This is a genomic window from Streptomyces sp. NPDC017940, assembly GCF_044328435.1.
In the GTDB taxonomy this organism is placed as follows: domain Bacteria; phylum Actinomycetota; class Actinomycetes; order Streptomycetales; family Streptomycetaceae; genus Streptomyces.
In genome coordinates this window covers 914,948-932,156 of sequence record NZ_JBIRHJ010000002.1, presented here as the reverse complement: position 1 = coordinate 932,156, position 17,209 = coordinate 914,948, and the positions used below count along the sequence as shown (strand labels likewise).

Here is a 17,209-nt window from a genome sequence, read left to right as displayed (position 1 = left end):
CCGGGTGTCCAGCGGGCCGGATGGGAAACACCCGGACGCGTCGCGGGTGCGCGGGGGTTTGTTTGCCGTCCCGGGCCGGGGGCAGGCGGGGGAACAGTGCTTCGGACCGGAGGCACGTCCGTGGGAGCGGCTCCGCTCGTCCCCGGGTGTGCCCAGGAACTGGCAGGCGCACGCCCCGCGCTTCATTACGCGCTCCCACGGTGACCGTTCCACTCCGAGCACCGGCACCAAGGGAGTTGCACGCATCATGCGATCTGATGCAGCACGAACTGATGCAGCACGATCCGCGGACACGGCCCGGCACGACGGCACCGCACACCCCGAGCGGTCCGCCCACCCCGAGCAGGCAGGGGCTCCCCTCATCCCCCGGCCGCGCCGCTCCACGCGGCACCCGCACGACGACGCCCCCGACACCGCCGAGGCCTTCCGGCGGATCTGCGCCCTGCCGCACGGCCCCGAGCGGGACGCGCTGCGCGAGGAGATCGTGCGGGCCTGGCTCCCCATGGCCGAGCGCCTCGCGGGACGCTTCCGCGGCCGCGGCGAAGCACTCGACGACCTGCGCCAGGTCGCGGCCCTCGGCCTGGTCAAGGCCGTGGACCGCTACGACCCCGAGCGCGGCAACGCCTTCGAGAGCTACGCCGTACCGACCGTCACCGGCGAGATCAAACGTCACTTCCGCGACCACATGTGGACCCTGCACGTGCCGCGCCGGGTCCAGGACCTGCGCAACCGCGTGCGGTTCGCCTGCCAGGACCTGTCCCAGACGGTGTCGGGGCGCCCGCCGACCGTCGCCGAGATCGCCGAGCGGGCCCGGATGACGGAGGAGGAGGCCGCCACCGGCCTGGAGGCCCTGGACAGCTTCACCGCGCTGTCCCTGGACGCCGAGCTGCCCGGCAGCGACGACGGCTACGCGCTGCGGGACACCCTCGGCGGCCCCGACCCGGCCCTGGACACCGTCGTGGACCGCGAGGCCGTCAAGCCGTGCCTGGCCCGGCTCCCCGAGCGCGAGCGGGACATCCTCTACATGCGGTTCTTCCGCGACATGACGCAGAGCCGCATCGCCGAGCACCTCGGCATCTCCCAGATGCACGTGTCCCGCCTGATCAGCCGCTGCTGCGGACGGATGCGCGAGGAAGTCCTGCGGGAGGCGGCCCGCCACGAACCGGCCGACGGCGCGGGACACGTCGACAGCGCGGGCGGCGCGGGCGACGGGACCCTCGAGTCCGTACGCTTCGGCCGCGGCGCCGGCGCCCCGCGGCCCGCCGAGGTCACGTCGAACGCCGCATAGCCAGCGCCACATGGCGTGACATCACGTCCACGGCGTGCGCCTCCGCCATCGAGAAGGCGAGGCGCGCGCCGGTGCGGAACAGGCTGAGGACGCCTTCCACCGGGCCGTTGGCGCGCGCCGCGAGCGGCACGCACAGCAGGGACGTGACGTTCGCGCGGACCAGGACCGGGGCGCCGTCCGCGTCCCGCCCGAACCCCTCCGGCGGATCGGGCCGCACCTGGAGCGTGGGGGCGCCGCAGCGGGCCGCGTCGCGCACCAGGGGACAGTCGGCCGGGTCCTGCGCGAGGACGTCCGCGACCGGCCCGTCCGGGGGACCGAGCACCCGGCGGCGCCGGGGGCGGGCCGCGCCCTCGTCGGCGATCACCCAGTCCGCGAACCGGCCGTGCAGGACGTCGGCGACCCGGCCGAGCACCGCCGTCGGGTCCCCGGCGGGCGCGGTGAGCAGCGAGATCGTCACGGCGTCCGACAGTTCGAGGAGTTCGGCGTGCCGGGTCGCCTCGGCCAGGTCGGGGGTGCGGCCCCGGACGCCGCGCGGCAGCGGTTCGCGCGGGCCCGGCGGTTGCAGCACGACGAGGACCACGGGGCGGGGCTCGGTGCCGGGGCGCAGCGCCGTCAGGGTCGCCCGTACGGGCAGCTCGGGCCGGTGCTGGAGGCGCACCGTCAGGCTCCGGTCGCCCTCGCCGCGCGCGACCGCGGCGGCCTGCGAACGGAAGGCGGGCCGGTCGGCGGGGGTGAGGAAGACGGTGAGCGGCCGGCCCGTCGCGTACCCGCCGCGCATCCCGGTGAGGTCCGTTGCCGCCGGGTTCATGCGCCGCACCACGGTCTCGCCGTCGACCAGCGTCACGGGGAGCGGGAACCGCTGGAAGACGGCGCGCAGCAGCCCCTGTTCGTCGCGGGTGGCCGACGTTCCGGCGGCGGGGCCGTCGGCGGTCAGCCGCTCCAGGCCCGGCCACAGCCGCTCCACCGCGTGCTCCAGTTCGAACAGGGCCGCGTCGAGGACGGTGCCGAGATCTCCGGAGGGGACAGCGCGGGCCGCCTTCAACTCCGCGACACGGCGCATGAAGTCCGCGAGGTCCTCACCGAAACGATCGGTCTCCGCCATGCGTCGAACGTATCGGCTGCCGCCGTTTTTGGGGGCCGACGCCGGGAAGTCGGACAAGGACGGGGCGCCCGCGGGACACGGAAGGGCCGCGCGGGGCCGCACGAGGCTCACACGGCACGACCCCCGTCCCGTGCGGCAGGAACCGGAAGGAAGGCGCAGCACGATGCCGACACTTCGAGCAACGGACGGTCCGCAGTCCGCCCAGCCGGCCCGCAGGCTCTCGGAACTCGCCGAACAGGCCGTGCGCTGCACCGCCGGATGCTGCGGCGCGGGCACCACCGTCACCGACGGCGGCACGGAACAGCCCGCCGCGGTCACCCACCCCGACCTCGCGCGCCTGGTCGCCGTGCAGCTGCGCACCGGCGACGGGCCGATCCCGGCCGCACGCGAGCGCGGTGCCCCCGTCGACACGGGGGACCTGCTGCGCGACGAGCGCTGGCCCGAGTACCGCGCGCTCGCCCTGGACTCCGGGGTCCGCGCGAGCGTCACCCTGCCCTTCAGGCGGTCCGGGCTCACCCTGACGCTCAGCCTGTTCAGCTTCCGTCCCGGTGCCCTCGGCGAGGCGGGCTGCGGCCCCGCGCAGGCGCTCGGGGACTTCGCGACGGCGGGCCTTGTCCGCGACCGGCACTACCGCGCGGCGCTCACGGAACTCGACCACCTGGGCGAGGCCCTGCGCACCCGCCCCGTCATCGACCAGGCGTGCGGCATCATCATGCACGTCGTGACCTGCGACGCCGACCGCGCCTTCACCCTGCTGCGCCGCATCTCGCAGGAGACCAACCGCAAGCTGGTCGAGGTCGCGGCGGCACTGGTGGAGACCAAGGGGCGGGGCCTCGAGCGGGAGCTGAAGTCGGCGGCGGTGTGAAGCCGCCCGCTGGCGCGGGGCGGACGGCGCCATCGCCCGCGCACGGAGGCGCGGGGCGGACCTCACCGCTCACCCGCCCGGAGGCCACACCGCGCGGATGACGCGGCCCCACGCTCGAATGGCCTCATGCGCCCTTCTGTCCCGCACCTCGCCCTGACCCTCACCACGGCCGCGCTGTGCGCCCTCGCGGCGACCTCGCCCGCGTACGCGGAGAACTCCGCCGCCGCCGAGGTGACGCCCCGGCACGTTTCCCCCGGTCAGCACGTCACCGTCGCGGTCACCTGCCCGGCCGTCGGAGGCAACGCGCCCGCCACCATGGAAGCCCACTCCCAGGCCTTCGAGCGGGGCACCGTCCGCCTCGAGCGCGTCGAGCACCACCAGAACGAGCAGCACCACCAGAACAACCGGAACGGCGAGGGCGACCCGCTCGGCGTCCCCGGCCCCGGAAAGGCCTCCGCGAACGACCTGGACCCCGGCGGCGGGACGACCCCCGGGGACGGGGCAGACACCTCGTACGACACCGGTACGGAGACCTGGACCGAGACGGAGACGGAAACGGGGACCGAGACGGAGACCGGGACCGAGTCGGGGACGGGGACCGAGTCGGGGACGGGGGCCGAGACCCGGACGGAGACCGAGACGGACACCTGGACCGAGACCGGAACCGAGACCGAGACCGAAACCGAGACCGGTACAGGGACCCGGACCGAGACCGGCGCCGGGACGGGAACCGGCAATGCCGGAACCGTCTACCGGGGTACGGCCCGCATCGCCGACGCCCAGGCCTTCGAGGGCGGAGGCCCGAACGCCGTGGGCCCGGAGTCGCAGTGGGCCGTCGACGGCACCTGCCACGGCGACGGCCGCTGGAAGGCGACGTTCACCGTCACCCGTACCGCCCACACCGCCACCCATACGGCCCCCGCCGTCTCCCGCGGTGTCCACGCGGGCCGCACCGGCGGCTTCAACGATTCCAAGCCCGCCCTGGCCGCGGGCGTCCTCCTGGTCGTCGTGGCCCTCGGTGCCGCCGTGCACAGGCTGCGCCGCGACCGCCGGTTCGGCCGCTGACCGGGACGGCACCGGGACGGCCACGGAAACGCGCGGAGGCACCCGTGCGGCGGACGGACCACGAGGGCCGCGGCCCCGTCCGGTACGGCCCGCCCCCACCGGAACTGGGCCTTCCGGTGCTCCCGGAGCTGGCCGCGGTCCTCGCCGCCGCCGCAGGCCGGGTCGAGGCGCAGCCGCCCGGCGGTGACCGCGGCCTCCTGGACGCCGCCTGCGGCTACTGGTCCCGGCGCGGCCTGCCCGCCGACCCCGGGCACGTGGCCGCCGCGCCCGGCGCGGCGCCGCTGCTGCTCGCGCTGGCCGCCGCGGTCGGCGGCGACGTCCTGCTGCCGCGCCCCTGCGCCGCCTGGTGGGAACCCCTGATGCGGCTGCTCGGCAGGTCCGCCTACCACGTGCCGACGCCCGCCGAGTGCGGTGGCGTGCCCGACCCGTACGCCCTGCTGGAAACCGTCCGCCGCGTCCGGGCCGAGGGCGGCGCCCCGCGGCTGCTCGTCCTGTCGGTGGCCGACGATCCGACGGCCACCGTGCCGCCGCCGGAGGTCGTGCACGAGGCCGTCGAGGCCGCGACAGCGGCGGGGCTGCACGTCGTCAGCGACGAGACCTGGCGCGACACGCTGCACCGCCCGCGCGAGACCGTGCTCGTCGGCCCCGCCGAGATGGCCCCCGCACAGGTCACCGTCGTCTGCGACCTGTCCGGCGCGTTCCTGCCGCCCGGCCTGCCCGCCGCGATCGCCCGCTTCCCCGCGACCGGCCACGCCGCGGCGCTGCGCGCCCGCGCCCTGGACGTGCTCGCCGCGCTCGGCGCCACCCCCACCGCGCCGGTCGCCGCCGCGGCCGCGTACGCGCTCGCCGAACCGGACGAGGTCACCGCGCGCCGCACCGCGGCGGTGCGGCTGCACGCGCGGCTCGCCGCCGGGGTGCGGGAACGGGTGACCGCGGCGGGCGGTCTCGTACGGCCGCCGCGAGCGGGCCGCCACCTGTACGCCGACCTGGAGCCGTTGCGGTCCGCTCTCGCCGCGCGCGGCGCCACCGACGCACAGGAACTCGAGGACCACCTCCAGGAGCGCCTCGGCATGCCCGCACCTGGCGGCCACCGCTTCGGCGACGACATCGGCGCGCTGCGCGTACGCCTGTCCACGAGCCCCTTCCTCGGCACGGACCCGCGGCAGCGCACCGCCGCGCTCGACGCCTGCGACCCCCTGGAACTGCCGCACGTGCGTCGGGCTCTGGCCGGGTTCGGCTCGGCGCTGGACGAACTGCGCGCGGAAGGGCACTGAGGTCGTGTCGCGCGCGCCTTCCTCAGACGCCGGACGGGCTCTTCCGCCTCCACAGGTGTCGCCACAGCGTCGGGGCGGCGCTGATGACGACCGTCAGGCCCACCGCCAGGGCCACGCCCTGCCAGGGCTCCGGGAACAGGGCGCCGCCGAGGATGCCGATGAGCTGGTACGTCACCGCCCAGGCGAGGCAGGCGGGGAGGTTGCCGCGGGCGAAGCGGCGCACCGGCATCTGCGCGAGGAGGCAGGCCAGCATGACCGGGATGCGGCCCGCGGGCACGAGGCGGGACAGGACGAGGACGAGCACGCCGTGGTCGTCGAGCTTGTCCTGGGCCTGCCGCAGGCGTTCCTCGGGGGCGCGGTCGCGGATGGCGGCCAGCCAGCGCGAACCGTTCCTGGAGCCCATGCCGCGCCGCCCGAGCCAGTACAGCCCCATGTCGCCGGAGAACGCGGCGAGCGAGGCCACGCCGAACACGATGAGGAGCGCGAACGGCGAGGTGTCGGTCCGGTGCAGGGCCACCACGGCCGCCGAGCTCACCAGGGCGCCGGTCGGCACCACGGGCACGAGCGCGCCGACCACCACGAGCAGGAACAACGACGGATAGGCCACCGCCTGCTGAGTGGAGTCCGGCGTCACCTGCGCCACCGCGGTGTGGATCATCGGGCTGCCTCGGCGCGCACCGACTCGCCGTGCCCGAGCAGATGCACGGCCGTGTCCGGGGCGCGGCGGGCGGCCTGCCGGACGAACTCCTCGCCCGGGCCGTGGAATTCGTGCGGCCGCACCGCGTCCATGCCGATCGGCCAGTACGTCCCGTAGTGCACGGGCACCGCGCCGCGCGGCGCGATCCGGGCGAGGGCCTCGGCGGCGCGGGCCGGGTCGAGGTGGCCGTGCCCGAGGTAGGGCCCCCAGCCGCCGACCGGCAGCAGCGCCACGTCCACGTCCCCGACCTCGGCTGCCATCGAGTCGAAGAGCCCGGTGTCCCCGGCGAAGTACGTACGGGCCCGGCCCTCGACGACGTAGCCGAGGGCGGGGGAGCGGTGCGGGCCCACGGGCAGGCGGCGGCCGTCGTGCAGGGCGGGCACGACGCGTACGACCACACCGCCGGAGCCGTCCCCCACCGGCACCTCGTCGCCGGGCGCGACCTCCGTGAACCGCAGGTGGGACAGCCTGCGCAGGCCCGGCACCGAGCGGGGGGCGCCGCGCGGGAGAAGGACGCGGGTGCCGGGGGCGACGCGGGCGAGGGAGGGCACGTGCAGATGGTCGGCGTGCAGGTGCGAGAGGAGGACGACGTCCGCGACGGCCGCACGCGGCGGCGGGAGCGCGCCCCGGCGGCGGCGCAGGTGCGCGAGCCGGCGTGCGAACAGCGGATCGGTCAGCACACGGATGCCCGAGTCCTCGACCGTGCAGGTGGCGTGGCCCCACCAAGTGACCGTGACGTCGGGCTGCACCCGTTCCTCCTTCGTGTGACTGTCTCCGAGCCTACGGCCAGGAGTAGTGTCGACGGCCGGTACCCGGGGCGGCCGACGCCGGAGGTGAGGGGGACGTCATGGGACATGCGGGCACAGCCACCGCGCGCGCGGTGCGGGTCGCGGCGATCGCCAGCCTGACGCCCCTGGAGGAGCTGGACGCCGACCCCTTCCTCGTGGACTCGCGCAGCCAGCACGCCATGTGCGCGCGGTGGGCCGCCGAGCAGGGGTACGTGGTGACGCGCGAACTCGTCGTGCACGGCCTGCGCAGCGACCACGCCGTCCTGTGGAACGACGTGGACGCCGGGCTCGTCGACCTCTTCGTGGTGCCGTGCCGCCGGGTCCTGGAGCGGGCACTGCGGTCACCGGACGAGTTCACCGCGGAGTGCGCGCGGCGGGGGGTGCGGGTCGAGACCGCGGGCCTGGCCGAGCCGGCGTACGACGCCCCCATGAAGGCGCGCGTGCACCGCCGCCTGTCCATGCCGACCGCCGGGTACGACGGCTGCTGACCCCCGTCACCCCGCGCCGCCCCCGCCTGCCGCCCCCGCGTCCTGCCGCCCCCGGAGGTCGCCCGACCGCGGCGAACCCGCGGCCTGTGGCACGCTGAGGGCCAGGTCGACAGGCGTGAGGCGGTTGGGTGCGGTGCGGGACGGGCGATGGTGGCAGACGGGCCGCACGGCATGGCGGAAGGTGGGCCGCACCGCGTGGCGGGTCGTCGCCGTGTGGGCGGTCAGCACGCTCACGATGCTCGTGCTCGCCGGCATCCTGCCCGACTTCAAGCTCCAGTCGGACGACGGCGACAGCTCCACCCGCATCGCGATCACCGCGGCCCTCGGCGCCGGCGCCTTCGGCCTCCTGTCGGCCCTGGTGTGGCCGCTCCTGGTGCGCGCGCTGCTCCTCGTGCCCGCCCTGGTCCTCGGCCTGCTCACGTTCTTCCTGAACGGCTCCGTGCTGCTGCTCGCCCTGCGCCTCATCCCCGACGGCCGCGGCGACGCCAACGCCGAGACCGCGGTGGTCGTCGCCGCCGTGATGTCGGCCGTGGCGTCCGCGACCGGCGGCGCCCTCGCCGTCCGCGACGACGACGCCTACCGCCGCCGCCTGTACCGCCTCGCCGACCGCAGACGCCGCCGCGCCGAAGGACCGTACGGCCCGAGCACCCCGGGCCTCCTGTTCCTCCAGCTCGACGGCGTCGGACACGAGGTGCTCACCGACGCCGTGCGCGAGGGGCTCATGCCGACCGTCGCCCGCTGGCTCGGGGCGGCGCCGGGGCCAGGCGGTGCGGCGGGTCCCGCGGCCACCCACCGCCTCGTCCCCTGGCGCACCGACTGGTCGAGCCAGACCGGCGCGAGCCAGCTCGCCATCCTGCACGGCAGCAATCACGACGTCCCCGCCTTCCGCTGGTACGAGAAGGACACCGGCGAGGTCATGGTCTCCAACCGGCCCGCGTCCGCCGCCGAACTGCAACGCCGCGCCGTCGCCCGCACCGGTGACCCCGGCCTGCTCGCCGACGGCGGCGCGAGCCGCGGCAACCTCTTCGGCGGGGGCGCCGACCAGCTCGCCCTCGTCCTGTCGGTGGCCGCGAGGCGCGGCCGCAGGAACCGCTCCCGCGCCGGTTACTTCGCCTACTTCTCCGACCCCGCCAACGCCGTCCGCACCGCCCTGTCCTTCGTCGCCGAGGTCGGCCGTGAGCTGGTCGAGTCGACCCGGGCCCGCCTTCGCCGGCGCCGCCCGCGCGTGCGCCGCGGCGGCCTCTACCCCCTCATCCGCGCCTTCGCCACCGTCGTGGAGCGCGACGTCGTGGTCGCCGCCGTCATCGGGGACATGCTCGCCGGGCGCGCCGCCGTCTACGCCGACCTGGTCGCCTACGACGAGGTCGCCCACCACTCGGGGCCCACGAGCGGCGACGCGCAAAAGGTGCTCCGCCGCCTCGACCGGTCCCTCGCCCTGATCGAGCAGGTCGCCGACCACGCCCCCCGGCCCTACCGCATCGTGCTGCTCTCCGACCACGGCCAGAGCCCCGGCGAGACCTTCCGCGCCCGCTACGGCCTCACCCTCGCCGACCTGGTGCGCGCCGGCTCCGGGCTGCCGGTGCCCCGCCGCGCCGGGCGCACCCACAGCGGAGCCGAGGCCCGTTCGGCCGTGCGGGCCGCGCTGCGCAGGCCCGTCGAGGAGGGCGCGGGCGAGCACCATCCGCGGCGGCACGCGGAACCCGTCGTCCTGGCCTCGGGCAACCTCGGCCTGGTGTCCTTCCCCGACGTGCCGCACCGCATGACCCGCGAGGAGATCGACCGCCGGCACCCGGCGCTCCTGACGACCCTCGCCAACCACCCGGGCATCGGCTTCCTGCTCGTACGCAGCGCCGAGCACGGGGCGCTCGTGCTCGGGGCGCGGGGCGCCGAGATCCGCCTGGACGACGACCTCGCGGGCCCCGAGGACCTCGGGCCCCTCGCCGACTTCGGGCCGGGCGCCGCCGACGCCGTGCGGCGCACCGACTCCTTCCCGCACACGGCCGACATCATGGTCAACTCCTGGTACGACCCGCAGGACGGGGAGGTCCTCGCCTTCGAGGAACAGATCGGCTCGCACGGCGGCCTCGGCGGCGCCCAGTCCCTGCCGTTCCTGCTCGCACCGCTCGCGCTGTCCCCGGCCGTCGAGGACGGCGGTGAACTCGTCGGCGCCGAGGCGGTGCACGCCGTGCTGCGCCGCTGGCGCGAGGAGGAGCACGGGCGCACACCCGCTCCCGCCGCGGCTCCCATGACCCCCGCCACCCCCGTGGACATTCGCCGCCCGGACAGCGGCCGCCCGACAGCTTTTACGGTCGCCGACCACGCCGCACCGGACAAAACACACTGATTTTGCGCAGCGTGGGCCGTGCCCGACCATGGCCGTGCGCTCGGCGATCCCGGGCGCGCGTACGGCACGACGAGAGGCGCACCACCCCATGCACGACACCGGAACCGTTTCCCCGTCGGCTCCGGCCCCCCACCAGGAAGAACTCCCGGGCTCCCCCGCGTCCCCGAAGTCCGGTCCGACCCCGCGCGCCGGTAAGGGCGAAGGCGCCGCCGACGACAGCAGGCACGCACGGCGCTTCAAGCTTCCCGTCGCCACCTGCCTCGTGATGGGCAACATCATCGGCGGCGGCATCTTCCTGCTCCCCGCCTCCGTCGCACCCTTCGGCACCATCAGCCTGGTCGCGTTCGCCGTCCTGACGGCGGGCGCCGTCGCGCTCGCCCTCGTCTTCGGGCGGCTCGCGCACCGCGACCCGCGCACCGGCGGACCGTACGTGTACGCGCGCGCCGCGTTCGGCGACTTCGCGGGCTTCCTCGCCGCCTGGTCGTACTGGATCACCACCTGGGTGTCGAACGCGGCCCTCGCCGTCGCCGCCGTGGGCTATCTCGACGTCCTGATACCCGTGGCCGACCACCGGTGGACCGCCTGCCTCGCCGCGCTCACCCTGCAACTCCTGCCCGCCCTCGCCAACCTGGCCGGTACGCGCTACGTCGGCGCCGTCCAACTCGTCGCCACCGTCCTGAAGTTCCTGCCGCTGCTGCTCGTCGCCCTCGGCGGGCTCCTCTTCTTCGACAGCGCCAACTTGGGGCCGTTCCGGGCGAGCGACGACAGCCCCGTCGGGGCCGTGTCCGCGTCCGCCGCCATCCTGCTCTTCTCGTACCTGGGCGTGGAGTCCGCCGCCGTCAGCGCGGGCGAGGTGCACGACCCGCGGCGCAACGTCGGACGCGCCACCGTCCTCGGCACCCTCGGCGCGGCCCTCGTGTATCTGCTCGGCACCCTGGCCGTCTTCGGCACCGTCGCGCACGACGACCTCGTCGACTCCACGGCGCCGTTCTCGGACGCGGTGAACGCGATGTTCGGCGGGTCCTGGGGCGGCACGGCCGTGGCGGTCGCCGCACTCGTCTCCATGGTCGGCGCGCTCAACGGCTGGACGCTGCTGAGCGCCCAGGCCCCGTACGCCGCCGCCCGCGACGGCCTGTTCCCTAGCGCGTTCGCCAAGAAGCGGCGCGGAGTGCCGACCGTCGGTGTCCTGGTCACCGTGGTCCTCGCCTCGCTGCTCACCGTCTACAACTACACGGCGGGCTCCTCGGGCGTCTTCGAAGTCCTCGTCCTGGTGACGACGTTCACGGCCACCGTGCCGTATCTGCTCGCCACCGCCGCGCAGATCTACTTCCTCGCCTCCGGCCGGGGCGAGCGCGTGGACCGGGGCCGCCTCGTGCGCGACGCGGTGCTCGCCGCGCTCGCGTTCGGCTTCTCGATGTGGCTCGTCGCGGGCGCCGGGTACGCGGCGGTCTACCAGGGCGTCCTCTTCCTCTTCGTGGGAGTGCTCCTGTACGCGTGGATGGCGGCCCGCAAGGAGCGGGCCGCCACCCGGTGACCCTTACCGCGCCAGGGGCGCCGTCACCCAGCGCCGCGTCCGGTACCCGCCCTCCTCGGGTCCGATCTCGATGAGCTTGCGGGCGCCCGGAGAAGCCTCGTTGCCCGCTGTCTCGTAGCCCACCCGGAACGTGCCGGGTACGTCCCTGACCTCGGGCAGCCGGTCCTGGGCGAGGACGGCCGGACAGTCCCCGCCGTCCCCGGCGGAGCGCACCGCCGGCTCGGCGAGCAGCCGGTCCTGCGCCGCGGCGAGCGCCTCCCGGGGATCGCGCGACTCCGGCGCCGCGGGGGTGCTCCCGGCGGCGGGCGGCACGACGAGCGCGCTGGGCACACGGGCCGCGTCGAGCACCGCGAGGAGGACACGCTCCAGGACCGTGACGCGCGACCGCCGGTGCCGGGCGGCCGTCCTCGTCCCGTGCCGGGCACGCGCACGGCCCGATCTCGCCGCGCGGCCGCCCGGACCCCGGCGCGAGTCGGTGTCCGGGCGGCCCGCCGGGAGTCCGTGACCGGGTGGCCTCGCACCCGGGTACGCGCGCTGTTTCCCCCCGGAGTGTGATCGGATGTACCCCTAGGTACTTCACCGAAGGGATTTGGCATCGTGGCTACCACGCGCTCCGCACACACGGTCTGGGAAGGCAGCCTGACCGAGGGCTCAGGCACCGTGACCTTCGACTCCTCGGGGATCGGGCAGCAGGCCGTCTCCTGGCCGTCCCGCGCCGAGCAGGCGAACGGGAAGACCAGCCCGGAGGAGCTCATCGCCGCCGCGCACTCCAGCTGCTTCTCCATGGCGCTGTCCCACGGCCTGACCGGCGCGGGCACCCCGCCCACCAAGCTCGTCACCTCCGCCGAGGTGACCTTCAAGCCGGGCACCGGCATCACCGGCATCCACCTCACCGTCGAGGGCGAGGTGCCCGGCGTCGACGAGGCCGCCTTCACCGCGGCCGCCGAGGACGCCAAGGCCAACTGCCCCGTCAGCCAGGCACTGACGGGTACGACGATCACCCTCTCGGCCAAACTGGCCTGACGCCCCGCGCGAAGCCGCCGACCCGCACGAGGGGTCGGCGGCTTCGTCGTGTCCGGGCCCGCCGTGTCCGGGGCCCGCCGTGTCCGGAGCCCGCCGGTTCCGGGACGGCGGGTGCGCTGGCGGCATTGACAACAGGCCGCTCAAGTTTTGTGCTGGAGGATGCAGAAGCGCCGCGTCGGAAGGGGTTGTTGAACATGGCACGTGCGGTCGGTATCGATCTCGGGACGACGAACTCGGTGGTGGCGGTCCTCGAGGGCGGTGAGCCCACCGTCATAGCGAACGCGGAAGGGGCCCGCACCACCCCGTCCGTCGTCGCGTTCGCCAAGAGCGGCGACGTCCTCGTCGGCGAGGTCGCCAAGCGCCAAGCGGTCACGAACGTGGAGCGCACCGCGCGCTCGGTCAAACGCCACATGGGCGACGGCGGTTGGCGCTTCCCCGAGTCCGAGTCCGGGCCCGGAGCGGGCGCCTCCGGCGCCACCGTAGACGGAGCCCGCTACACCGCCCAGGAGCTGTCCGCCCGCGTGTTGCAGAAGCTGAAGCGGGACGCCGAGTCCTATCTGGGCGAGGACGTCACCGACGCGGTCATCACCGTGCCCGCGTACTTCGACGACGCCCAGCGCCAGGCCACCAAGGAGGCCGGGGAGATCGCGGGCCTGAAGGTCCTGCGGATCATCAACGAGCCGACGGCCGCCGCCCTCGCCTACGGCCTCGACAAGGGCGACGACCAGACCGTCCTGGTCTTCGACCTGGGCGGCGGCACCTTCGACGTGTCGCTCCTGGAGATGGGCGACGGCGTCATCGAGGTCAAGGCCACCAACGGCGACACCCGCCTCGGCGGCGACGACTGGGACCAGCGGATCGTCGAGCACCTCGTACGGCAGTTCAAGAACGGGCACGGCATCGACCTCGGCAAGGACAAGATGGCCGTGCAGCGGCTGCGCGAGGGCGCCGAGAAGGCGAAGATCGAGCTGTCCTCGTCCAGCGAGACCGACATCAACCTGCCCTACGTCACCGCGTCCGCGGACGGCCCGCTGCACCTGACGGAGAAGCTCACCCGGGCCCAGTTCCAGGAGTTGACCGCCGACCTCATCGACCGCTGCAAGGGCCCCTTCCACCAGGCGGTCAAGGACGCGGGCGTGCAGCTCTCCGCGATCGACCACGTCATCCTCGTCGGCGGCTCCACGCGCATGCCCGCCGTCGGCGACCTGGTGCGGGAGCTCACCGGCAGGGAACCGCACAAGGGCGTCAACCCCGACGAGGTCGTCGCCCTCGGCGCCACCCTCCAGGCCGGTGTCATCCGCGGCGACGTCAAGGACGTGCTGCTGCTCGACGTGACGCCGCTGTCGCTCGGCATCGAGACCAAGGGCGGCATCATGACCAAGCTCATCGAGCGCAACACCACCATCCCCACGCGCCGTTCGGAGACCTTCTCCACCGCCGAGGACAACCAGCCGTCGGTCGGCATCCAGGTCTTCCAGGGCGAGCGGGAGATCGCCGCGTACAACAAGAAGCTCGGCGTGTTCGACCTGACCGGGCTGCCGCCCGCGCCGCGCGGCGTACCGAAGATCGAGGTCACCTTCGACATCGACGCCAACGGCATCATGCACGTGTCGGCGAAGGACGAGGCCACGGGGCGCGAGCAGCGCATGACCGTCACCGGTGGCTCCGCGCTGCCCAAGGACGACATCGACCGCATGGTCAGGGAGGCGGAGCAGTACGCGGAGGAGGACCGCAAGCACCGCGAGGCCGCCGAGACCCGCAACCAGGCCGAGCAGCTCCTCTACCAGACCGAGCGGTTCCTGCGCGACAACGGCGGGGACGGCGACGGCGACGGTGCCGGGACACCCGCCGGGGGCGGCCGCATTCCCGCCGATCTCAGGGCCGAGGTGGAGGCGGCGGCAGCGGAGTTGAAGCCGCTGCTCGACGGCGGCGACACCGCCGCCGTCCGGGCCGCCGCCGAGAAGCTCGCCGCCGTCAGCCAGCGGATGGGCCAGGCGATGTACGCGTCCGCGGAGGCCGCCCGGGAGAACGGCGCAGCCGGGGACACGCCACCGCGGGACGCGTCGGCGGGTGCGCGGGACGGCGGTGACGACGGTGTCGTGGACGCGGAACTCGTCGACGACGACGCCGAGGTTGCAGGGGCCGCAGGGCCCGCCGGAGCCGCAGGGTCCGCTGGAGCCGCAGGGCCCGCCGGGGACGCTACGGGCACCAGGGGCGCCGAACGGGCGCAGGGCACGCGGGACGGCGGGCAGGGCGGCGTCGGCGGGCAGGGCGGCGTCGGCGGGCAGGGCGGCGCCGGTGAGCAGGGTGGTGGCGGGCAGGGCGCTGGCCGGTAGCCGCGACCGGGTGGAGGCGTGCGGGTCACACCCGTGACTGGAGGTACTTGACCGTCGCCGGGTCCGCCGGGAGCAGGGTCTCGACGGCCAGCTCGGCGACGGTCACGTCCATCGGCGTGTTGAACGTCGAGATCGACGAGACGAAGGAGAGCACCCGGCCCTCGTGCTCGATCCTGCACGGCAGCGCGAAGTGGTGGACCTGCCCGTCCGCGGCCGTGTCCTCGCCGGGTTCCGCCACGGGGTAGGCCGCCACCTCCTCGTACAGCGCCCGCAGGGCGGCCGAGCGGTGCAGCGCGATCTGCCGCTCCATCTGGTGCAGCAGATGTCCGCGCCACTCGCCCAGATTGCGGATCCGCGACGCGAGACCCCGCGGGTGCAGGGTGATCCGCATGGCGTTGAGCGGCGGTTCCAGCACGTCCTCCGGCAGGCCGTCGAGGAGCATCGCGATGCCCCGGTTCGCCGCGACCACCTGGTACGTGGCGTCGACGACGAGTGCCGGATACGGCTCGAAGCCCTGGAGGAGCTGCTGGAGTCCGGCCCGCAGGCCGTCCATCGCCGGGTCGTCGAGCGGGGTCTGCGGGAAGCGGGGTGCGTACCCGGCCGCGAGCAGCAGCGCGTTGCGCTCGCGCACCGGCACGTCGAGGCGCTCGGCCAGCTTGAGCACGAACTCCTCGCTCGGCTTGGAGCGGCCCGTCTCGACGAAGCTGATGTGCCGTGCCGAGGAGTCCGCGCGCAGCGCGAGCTCCAGCTGGCTGACGCGCCGTTCCTCGCGCCAGGCGCGCAGCAGGGCCCCCACCTCGGAGGGAGCCTGCGCGGGGCTGTCTTTGCTGTTCCGGCGGACGGGCGCGACAGTGGTCATGCTCAGAAGGTAGTTCAGAAGGCCGCGCGGAAGGCTGTTCTGAGCGTGTTCGAGGAGGGGTGCATGCCGAACCCGTGGGACGACGCGCCGTCGTGGGAGGCGGCCGTGGCGTACGGGGCCCGGGTGCGTGGCTGTCTGCTCGGCGGGAGTTCGACGACGGGCCCCGGCGCCGCACGCGTCGGCCAGGAGTCGGCTCCCCGGTGAGCGGCCGCTGTGGCACGCTGACAGCTCACCCCCCCCCACAGAGCAGAGAAAGCTCACCCCCACAGAGAAAGCTCACCCCCCACAGAGACAGACAGGAGCGAGGCCATGCCTGGAGAACCGCTGTCGCAGAAGGAGATCGAGGACCGGCTCGCCGAACTCCCCGGCTGGACCCTCACCACGGCCGGCACGGACACCACGGCCGGCACCGGCACCTCGGCGGGCGGTGGCGCCGCCCCGAAGCTGACCCGCACCTACCGCCTGGCCTCGCACTTCGCCGCGACCGCTGTCGTCGTCCACATCGCCCAGGTGCAGGAGGAGCTCCAGCACCACTCCGAGCTGACCCTCGGCTACGACACCGTCACCCTGACCGTGTCCACCCACAGCGCGGGCGGCGCCCTCACCGACCTGGACTTCGCACTGGCCGGTGCCGTCGAGGTCCTCGCGGCGGGGCACGGGGCCCTGTGAGGCACGGCGTGGCCACGGCCCGCCGGGGGCGGGCGGGAGCGGGGGCCTGATGCTCGACTACGACAAGGAGGCCGTCCGCTACGACGCCTCGCGCGGCGGTGAGCCGCGTGCCGTCGCCGCCGCCGACGCGGTGCTCTCGCTGCTGCCCCCGGGCACCGCCGCGCTGCTCGACGTCGCCTGCGGCACCGGCCTCGTCACCCGGCAATTCGCCGCCCGGCGGGGACTGCGGGTGACGGGCGTCGACGCGGCGTACGCCATGGCGCGCATGGCGGCCGCCCGGGTGCCCGGAGCCGTCGTCATCGGGGACGGCAGGCGGCTGCCGTTCCCCGGCGGCGCCTTCGACGCCGTGTCGGCGGTGTGGCTGCTGCACCTGCTGCGGGACCCCGAGGAGGCGTCGGCCGTCGTGGGGGAGTGCGCGCGGGTGCTGCGGCCCGGCGGGGTCCTCGTCACCTCCGTCGACAAGGCCACCTCGCACGACGTGGGCAGCGACATCGACGCGGCGCTCGCGGGCCGCCCGATCCGCGGGGCCGTGGACGCCGCGGCCCGCGTCGGACAGTACGCCGCCGCGCACGGCCTCACCCCCGCGGGCCGCGCCCGCTTCCGCGGTCACGGCCAGGGCCGCAGCCCGCGCAGCACCGTCGCCGACGTGCACCGGGGCTGGTTCACCGGCATCCCGCCCGACAGCGCGTCCGCCGGGCGGTTCGCGGCGCGCCTCGCGGCACTCCCGGACCAGGACGTCCCGCGCCCCGACCCGGAGTTCACGCTGCACGCCTACCGCAAGCCACCGCACGCCTGAGGCGACCTCCCCCGCCCCTTCGCCGCGGCGACCCACCTTTTGCCGAACCGGCAACACGGCTGGCTGAAAACGCGGGCGCGG

Annotated in this window: 17 protein-coding genes; 12 read left to right on the top strand and 5 right to left on the bottom strand. The window is 75.0% G+C overall.

Annotation, left to right across the window (positions count from 1 at the left end):
* The first annotated feature begins 247 nt into the window (after positions 1–247).
* Positions 248–1,288 (top strand): RNA polymerase sigma factor SigF, encoded by a 1,041-nt coding sequence (locus ACH4DX_RS09540; RefSeq protein WP_398154664.1) that lies wholly within the window; start codon positions 248–250, stop codon positions 1,286–1,288.
* Here ACH4DX_RS09540 and ACH4DX_RS09535 read toward each other — a convergent pair.
* On the bottom strand, positions 1,269–2,390 hold the full coding sequence (locus ACH4DX_RS09535; RefSeq protein ID WP_398154663.1) for a PAS domain-containing protein: 1,122 nt from the start codon (positions 2,388–2,390) through the stop codon (positions 1,269–1,271). The two genes, ACH4DX_RS09540 and ACH4DX_RS09535, sit on opposite strands and share 20 nt — an antisense overlap.
* Before the next feature lie 163 nt (positions 2,391–2,553).
* Here ACH4DX_RS09535 and ACH4DX_RS09530 point away from each other — a divergent pair, with 163 nt between their 5' ends.
* From ACH4DX_RS09530 to ACH4DX_RS09520, 3 genes are all read left to right on the top strand, one after another.
* Positions 2,554–3,255, top strand: a complete 702-nt coding sequence (locus ACH4DX_RS09530) for an ANTAR domain-containing response regulator (protein WP_398154662.1) — start codon at positions 2,554–2,556, stop codon at positions 3,253–3,255.
* A gap of 126 nt (positions 3,256–3,381) precedes the next feature.
* Positions 3,382–4,320 carry a hypothetical protein gene (locus ACH4DX_RS09525; protein ID WP_398154661.1) on the top strand — a complete coding sequence of 313 codons (939 nt, stop codon included), beginning with the start codon at positions 3,382–3,384 and terminating at the stop codon, positions 4,318–4,320.
* 44 nt (positions 4,321–4,364) lie between these two features.
* Positions 4,365–5,594: an aminotransferase class I/II-fold pyridoxal phosphate-dependent enzyme gene (locus ACH4DX_RS09520; RefSeq protein WP_398154660.1), complete on the top strand. Its 1,230-nt coding sequence runs from the start codon at positions 4,365–4,367 to the stop codon at positions 5,592–5,594.
* A 22-nt stretch (positions 5,595–5,616) separates the two neighbouring features.
* Here ACH4DX_RS09520 and ACH4DX_RS09515 read toward each other — a convergent pair whose 3' ends face one another.
* A complete protein-coding gene (locus ACH4DX_RS09515; RefSeq protein ID WP_398154659.1) occupies positions 5,617–6,252 on the bottom strand; it encodes a DedA family protein in 636 nt (211 codons plus the stop codon).
* Positions 6,249–7,040: an MBL fold metallo-hydrolase gene (locus ACH4DX_RS09510; RefSeq protein ID WP_398154658.1), complete on the bottom strand. Its 792-nt coding sequence runs from the start codon at positions 7,038–7,040 to the stop codon at positions 6,249–6,251. Before ACH4DX_RS09510 ends, ACH4DX_RS09515 begins: the two co-directional genes overlap by 4 nt.
* Positions 7,041–7,138: 98 nt before the next feature.
* On the opposite strand from ACH4DX_RS09510, the gene ACH4DX_RS09505 reads away from it, so the two are divergent.
* The 3 genes from ACH4DX_RS09505 to ACH4DX_RS09495 all read left to right on the top strand — a co-directional run bounded on the left by ACH4DX_RS09505 (position 7,139) and on the right by ACH4DX_RS09495 (position 11,445).
* Complete coding sequence (locus ACH4DX_RS09505; RefSeq protein WP_398114938.1) at positions 7,139–7,567, top strand: hypothetical protein; 429 nt, start codon at positions 7,139–7,141, stop codon at positions 7,565–7,567.
* 235 nt (positions 7,568–7,802) lie between these two features.
* A complete protein-coding gene (locus ACH4DX_RS09500) occupies positions 7,803–9,911 on the top strand; it encodes an alkaline phosphatase family protein (RefSeq protein WP_398154771.1) in 2,109 nt (702 codons plus the stop codon).
* 88 nt (positions 9,912–9,999) lie between these two features.
* On the top strand, positions 10,000–11,445 hold the full coding sequence (locus tag ACH4DX_RS09495) for an amino acid permease (protein WP_398154657.1): 1,446 nt from the start codon (positions 10,000–10,002) through the stop codon (positions 11,443–11,445).
* Positions 11,446–11,448: 3 nt separating this feature from the next.
* Here ACH4DX_RS09495 and ACH4DX_RS09490 read toward each other — a convergent pair whose 3' ends face one another.
* On the bottom strand, positions 11,449–11,793 hold the full coding sequence (locus ACH4DX_RS09490) for a hypothetical protein (RefSeq protein ID WP_398154656.1): 345 nt from the start codon (positions 11,791–11,793) through the stop codon (positions 11,449–11,451).
* Between the two features lie 249 nt (positions 11,794–12,042).
* Here ACH4DX_RS09490 and ACH4DX_RS09485 point away from each other — a divergent pair, with 249 nt between their 5' ends.
* A complete protein-coding gene (locus ACH4DX_RS09485; RefSeq protein ID WP_398114932.1) occupies positions 12,043–12,468 on the top strand; it encodes an OsmC family peroxiredoxin in 426 nt (141 codons plus the stop codon).
* Positions 12,469–12,662: 194 nt separating this feature from the next.
* Positions 12,663–14,804, top strand: a complete 2,142-nt coding sequence (dnaK, locus tag ACH4DX_RS09480) for a molecular chaperone DnaK (protein WP_398154655.1) — start codon at positions 12,663–12,665, stop codon at positions 14,802–14,804.
* Between the two features lie 25 nt (positions 14,805–14,829).
* Here dnaK and ACH4DX_RS09475 read toward each other — a convergent pair whose 3' ends face one another.
* A complete protein-coding gene (locus ACH4DX_RS09475) occupies positions 14,830–15,663 on the bottom strand; it encodes a helix-turn-helix domain-containing protein (RefSeq protein ID WP_398154654.1) in 834 nt (277 codons plus the stop codon).
* 63 nt (positions 15,664–15,726) lie between these two features.
* Here ACH4DX_RS09475 and ACH4DX_RS09470 point away from each other — a divergent pair, with 63 nt between their 5' ends.
* The 3 genes from ACH4DX_RS09470 (at position 15,727) to ACH4DX_RS09460 (ending at position 17,128) form a co-directional block, all read left to right on the top strand.
* On the top strand, positions 15,727–15,867 hold the full coding sequence (locus ACH4DX_RS09470) for a hypothetical protein (RefSeq protein WP_398114926.1): 141 nt from the start codon (positions 15,727–15,729) through the stop codon (positions 15,865–15,867).
* Between the two features lie 105 nt (positions 15,868–15,972).
* Positions 15,973–16,332: a 4a-hydroxytetrahydrobiopterin dehydratase gene (locus ACH4DX_RS09465; RefSeq protein ID WP_398154653.1), complete on the top strand. Its 360-nt coding sequence runs from the start codon at positions 15,973–15,975 to the stop codon at positions 16,330–16,332.
* 49 nt (positions 16,333–16,381) lie between these two features.
* Entirely contained in the window at positions 16,382–17,128 is a 747-nt protein-coding gene (locus ACH4DX_RS09460; RefSeq protein WP_398154652.1) for a class I SAM-dependent methyltransferase, read from the top strand.
* The last annotated feature ends 81 nt before the right edge of the window (positions 17,129–17,209 follow it).

Bases quoted from the DNA above. Each gene is read 5' to 3' on its own strand.
- ACH4DX_RS09505 (WP_398114938.1), top strand. From the start codon at position 7,139: ATGGGACATGCGGGCACAGCCACCGCGCGCGCGGTGCGGGTCGCGGCG.
- ACH4DX_RS09530 (WP_398154662.1), top strand. From the start codon at position 2,554: ATGCCGACACTTCGAGCAACGGACGGTCCGCAGTCCGCCCAGCCGGCC.
- ACH4DX_RS09540 (WP_398154664.1), top strand. From the start codon at position 248: ATGCGATCTGATGCAGCACGAACTGATGCAGCACGATCCGCGGACACG.
- ACH4DX_RS09525 (WP_398154661.1), top strand. From the start codon at position 3,382: ATGCGCCCTTCTGTCCCGCACCTCGCCCTGACCCTCACCACGGCCGCG.
- dnaK (WP_398154655.1), top strand. From the start codon at position 12,663: ATGGCACGTGCGGTCGGTATCGATCTCGGGACGACGAACTCGGTGGTG.
- ACH4DX_RS09475 (WP_398154654.1), bottom strand. From the start codon at position 15,663: ATGACCACTGTCGCGCCCGTCCGCCGGAACAGCAAAGACAGCCCCGCG.
- ACH4DX_RS09535 (WP_398154663.1), bottom strand. From the start codon at position 2,390: ATGGCGGAGACCGATCGTTTCGGTGAGGACCTCGCGGACTTCATGCGC.
- ACH4DX_RS09470 (WP_398114926.1), top strand. From the start codon at position 15,727: ATGCCGAACCCGTGGGACGACGCGCCGTCGTGGGAGGCGGCCGTGGCG.
- ACH4DX_RS09465 (WP_398154653.1), top strand. From the start codon at position 15,973: ATGCCTGGAGAACCGCTGTCGCAGAAGGAGATCGAGGACCGGCTCGCC.
- ACH4DX_RS09460 (WP_398154652.1), top strand. From the start codon at position 16,382: ATGCTCGACTACGACAAGGAGGCCGTCCGCTACGACGCCTCGCGCGGC.
- ACH4DX_RS09515 (WP_398154659.1), bottom strand. From the start codon at position 6,252: ATGATCCACACCGCGGTGGCGCAGGTGACGCCGGACTCCACTCAGCAG.
- ACH4DX_RS09500 (WP_398154771.1), top strand. From the start codon at position 7,803: ATGCTCGTGCTCGCCGGCATCCTGCCCGACTTCAAGCTCCAGTCGGAC.
- ACH4DX_RS09495 (WP_398154657.1), top strand. From the start codon at position 10,000: ATGCACGACACCGGAACCGTTTCCCCGTCGGCTCCGGCCCCCCACCAG.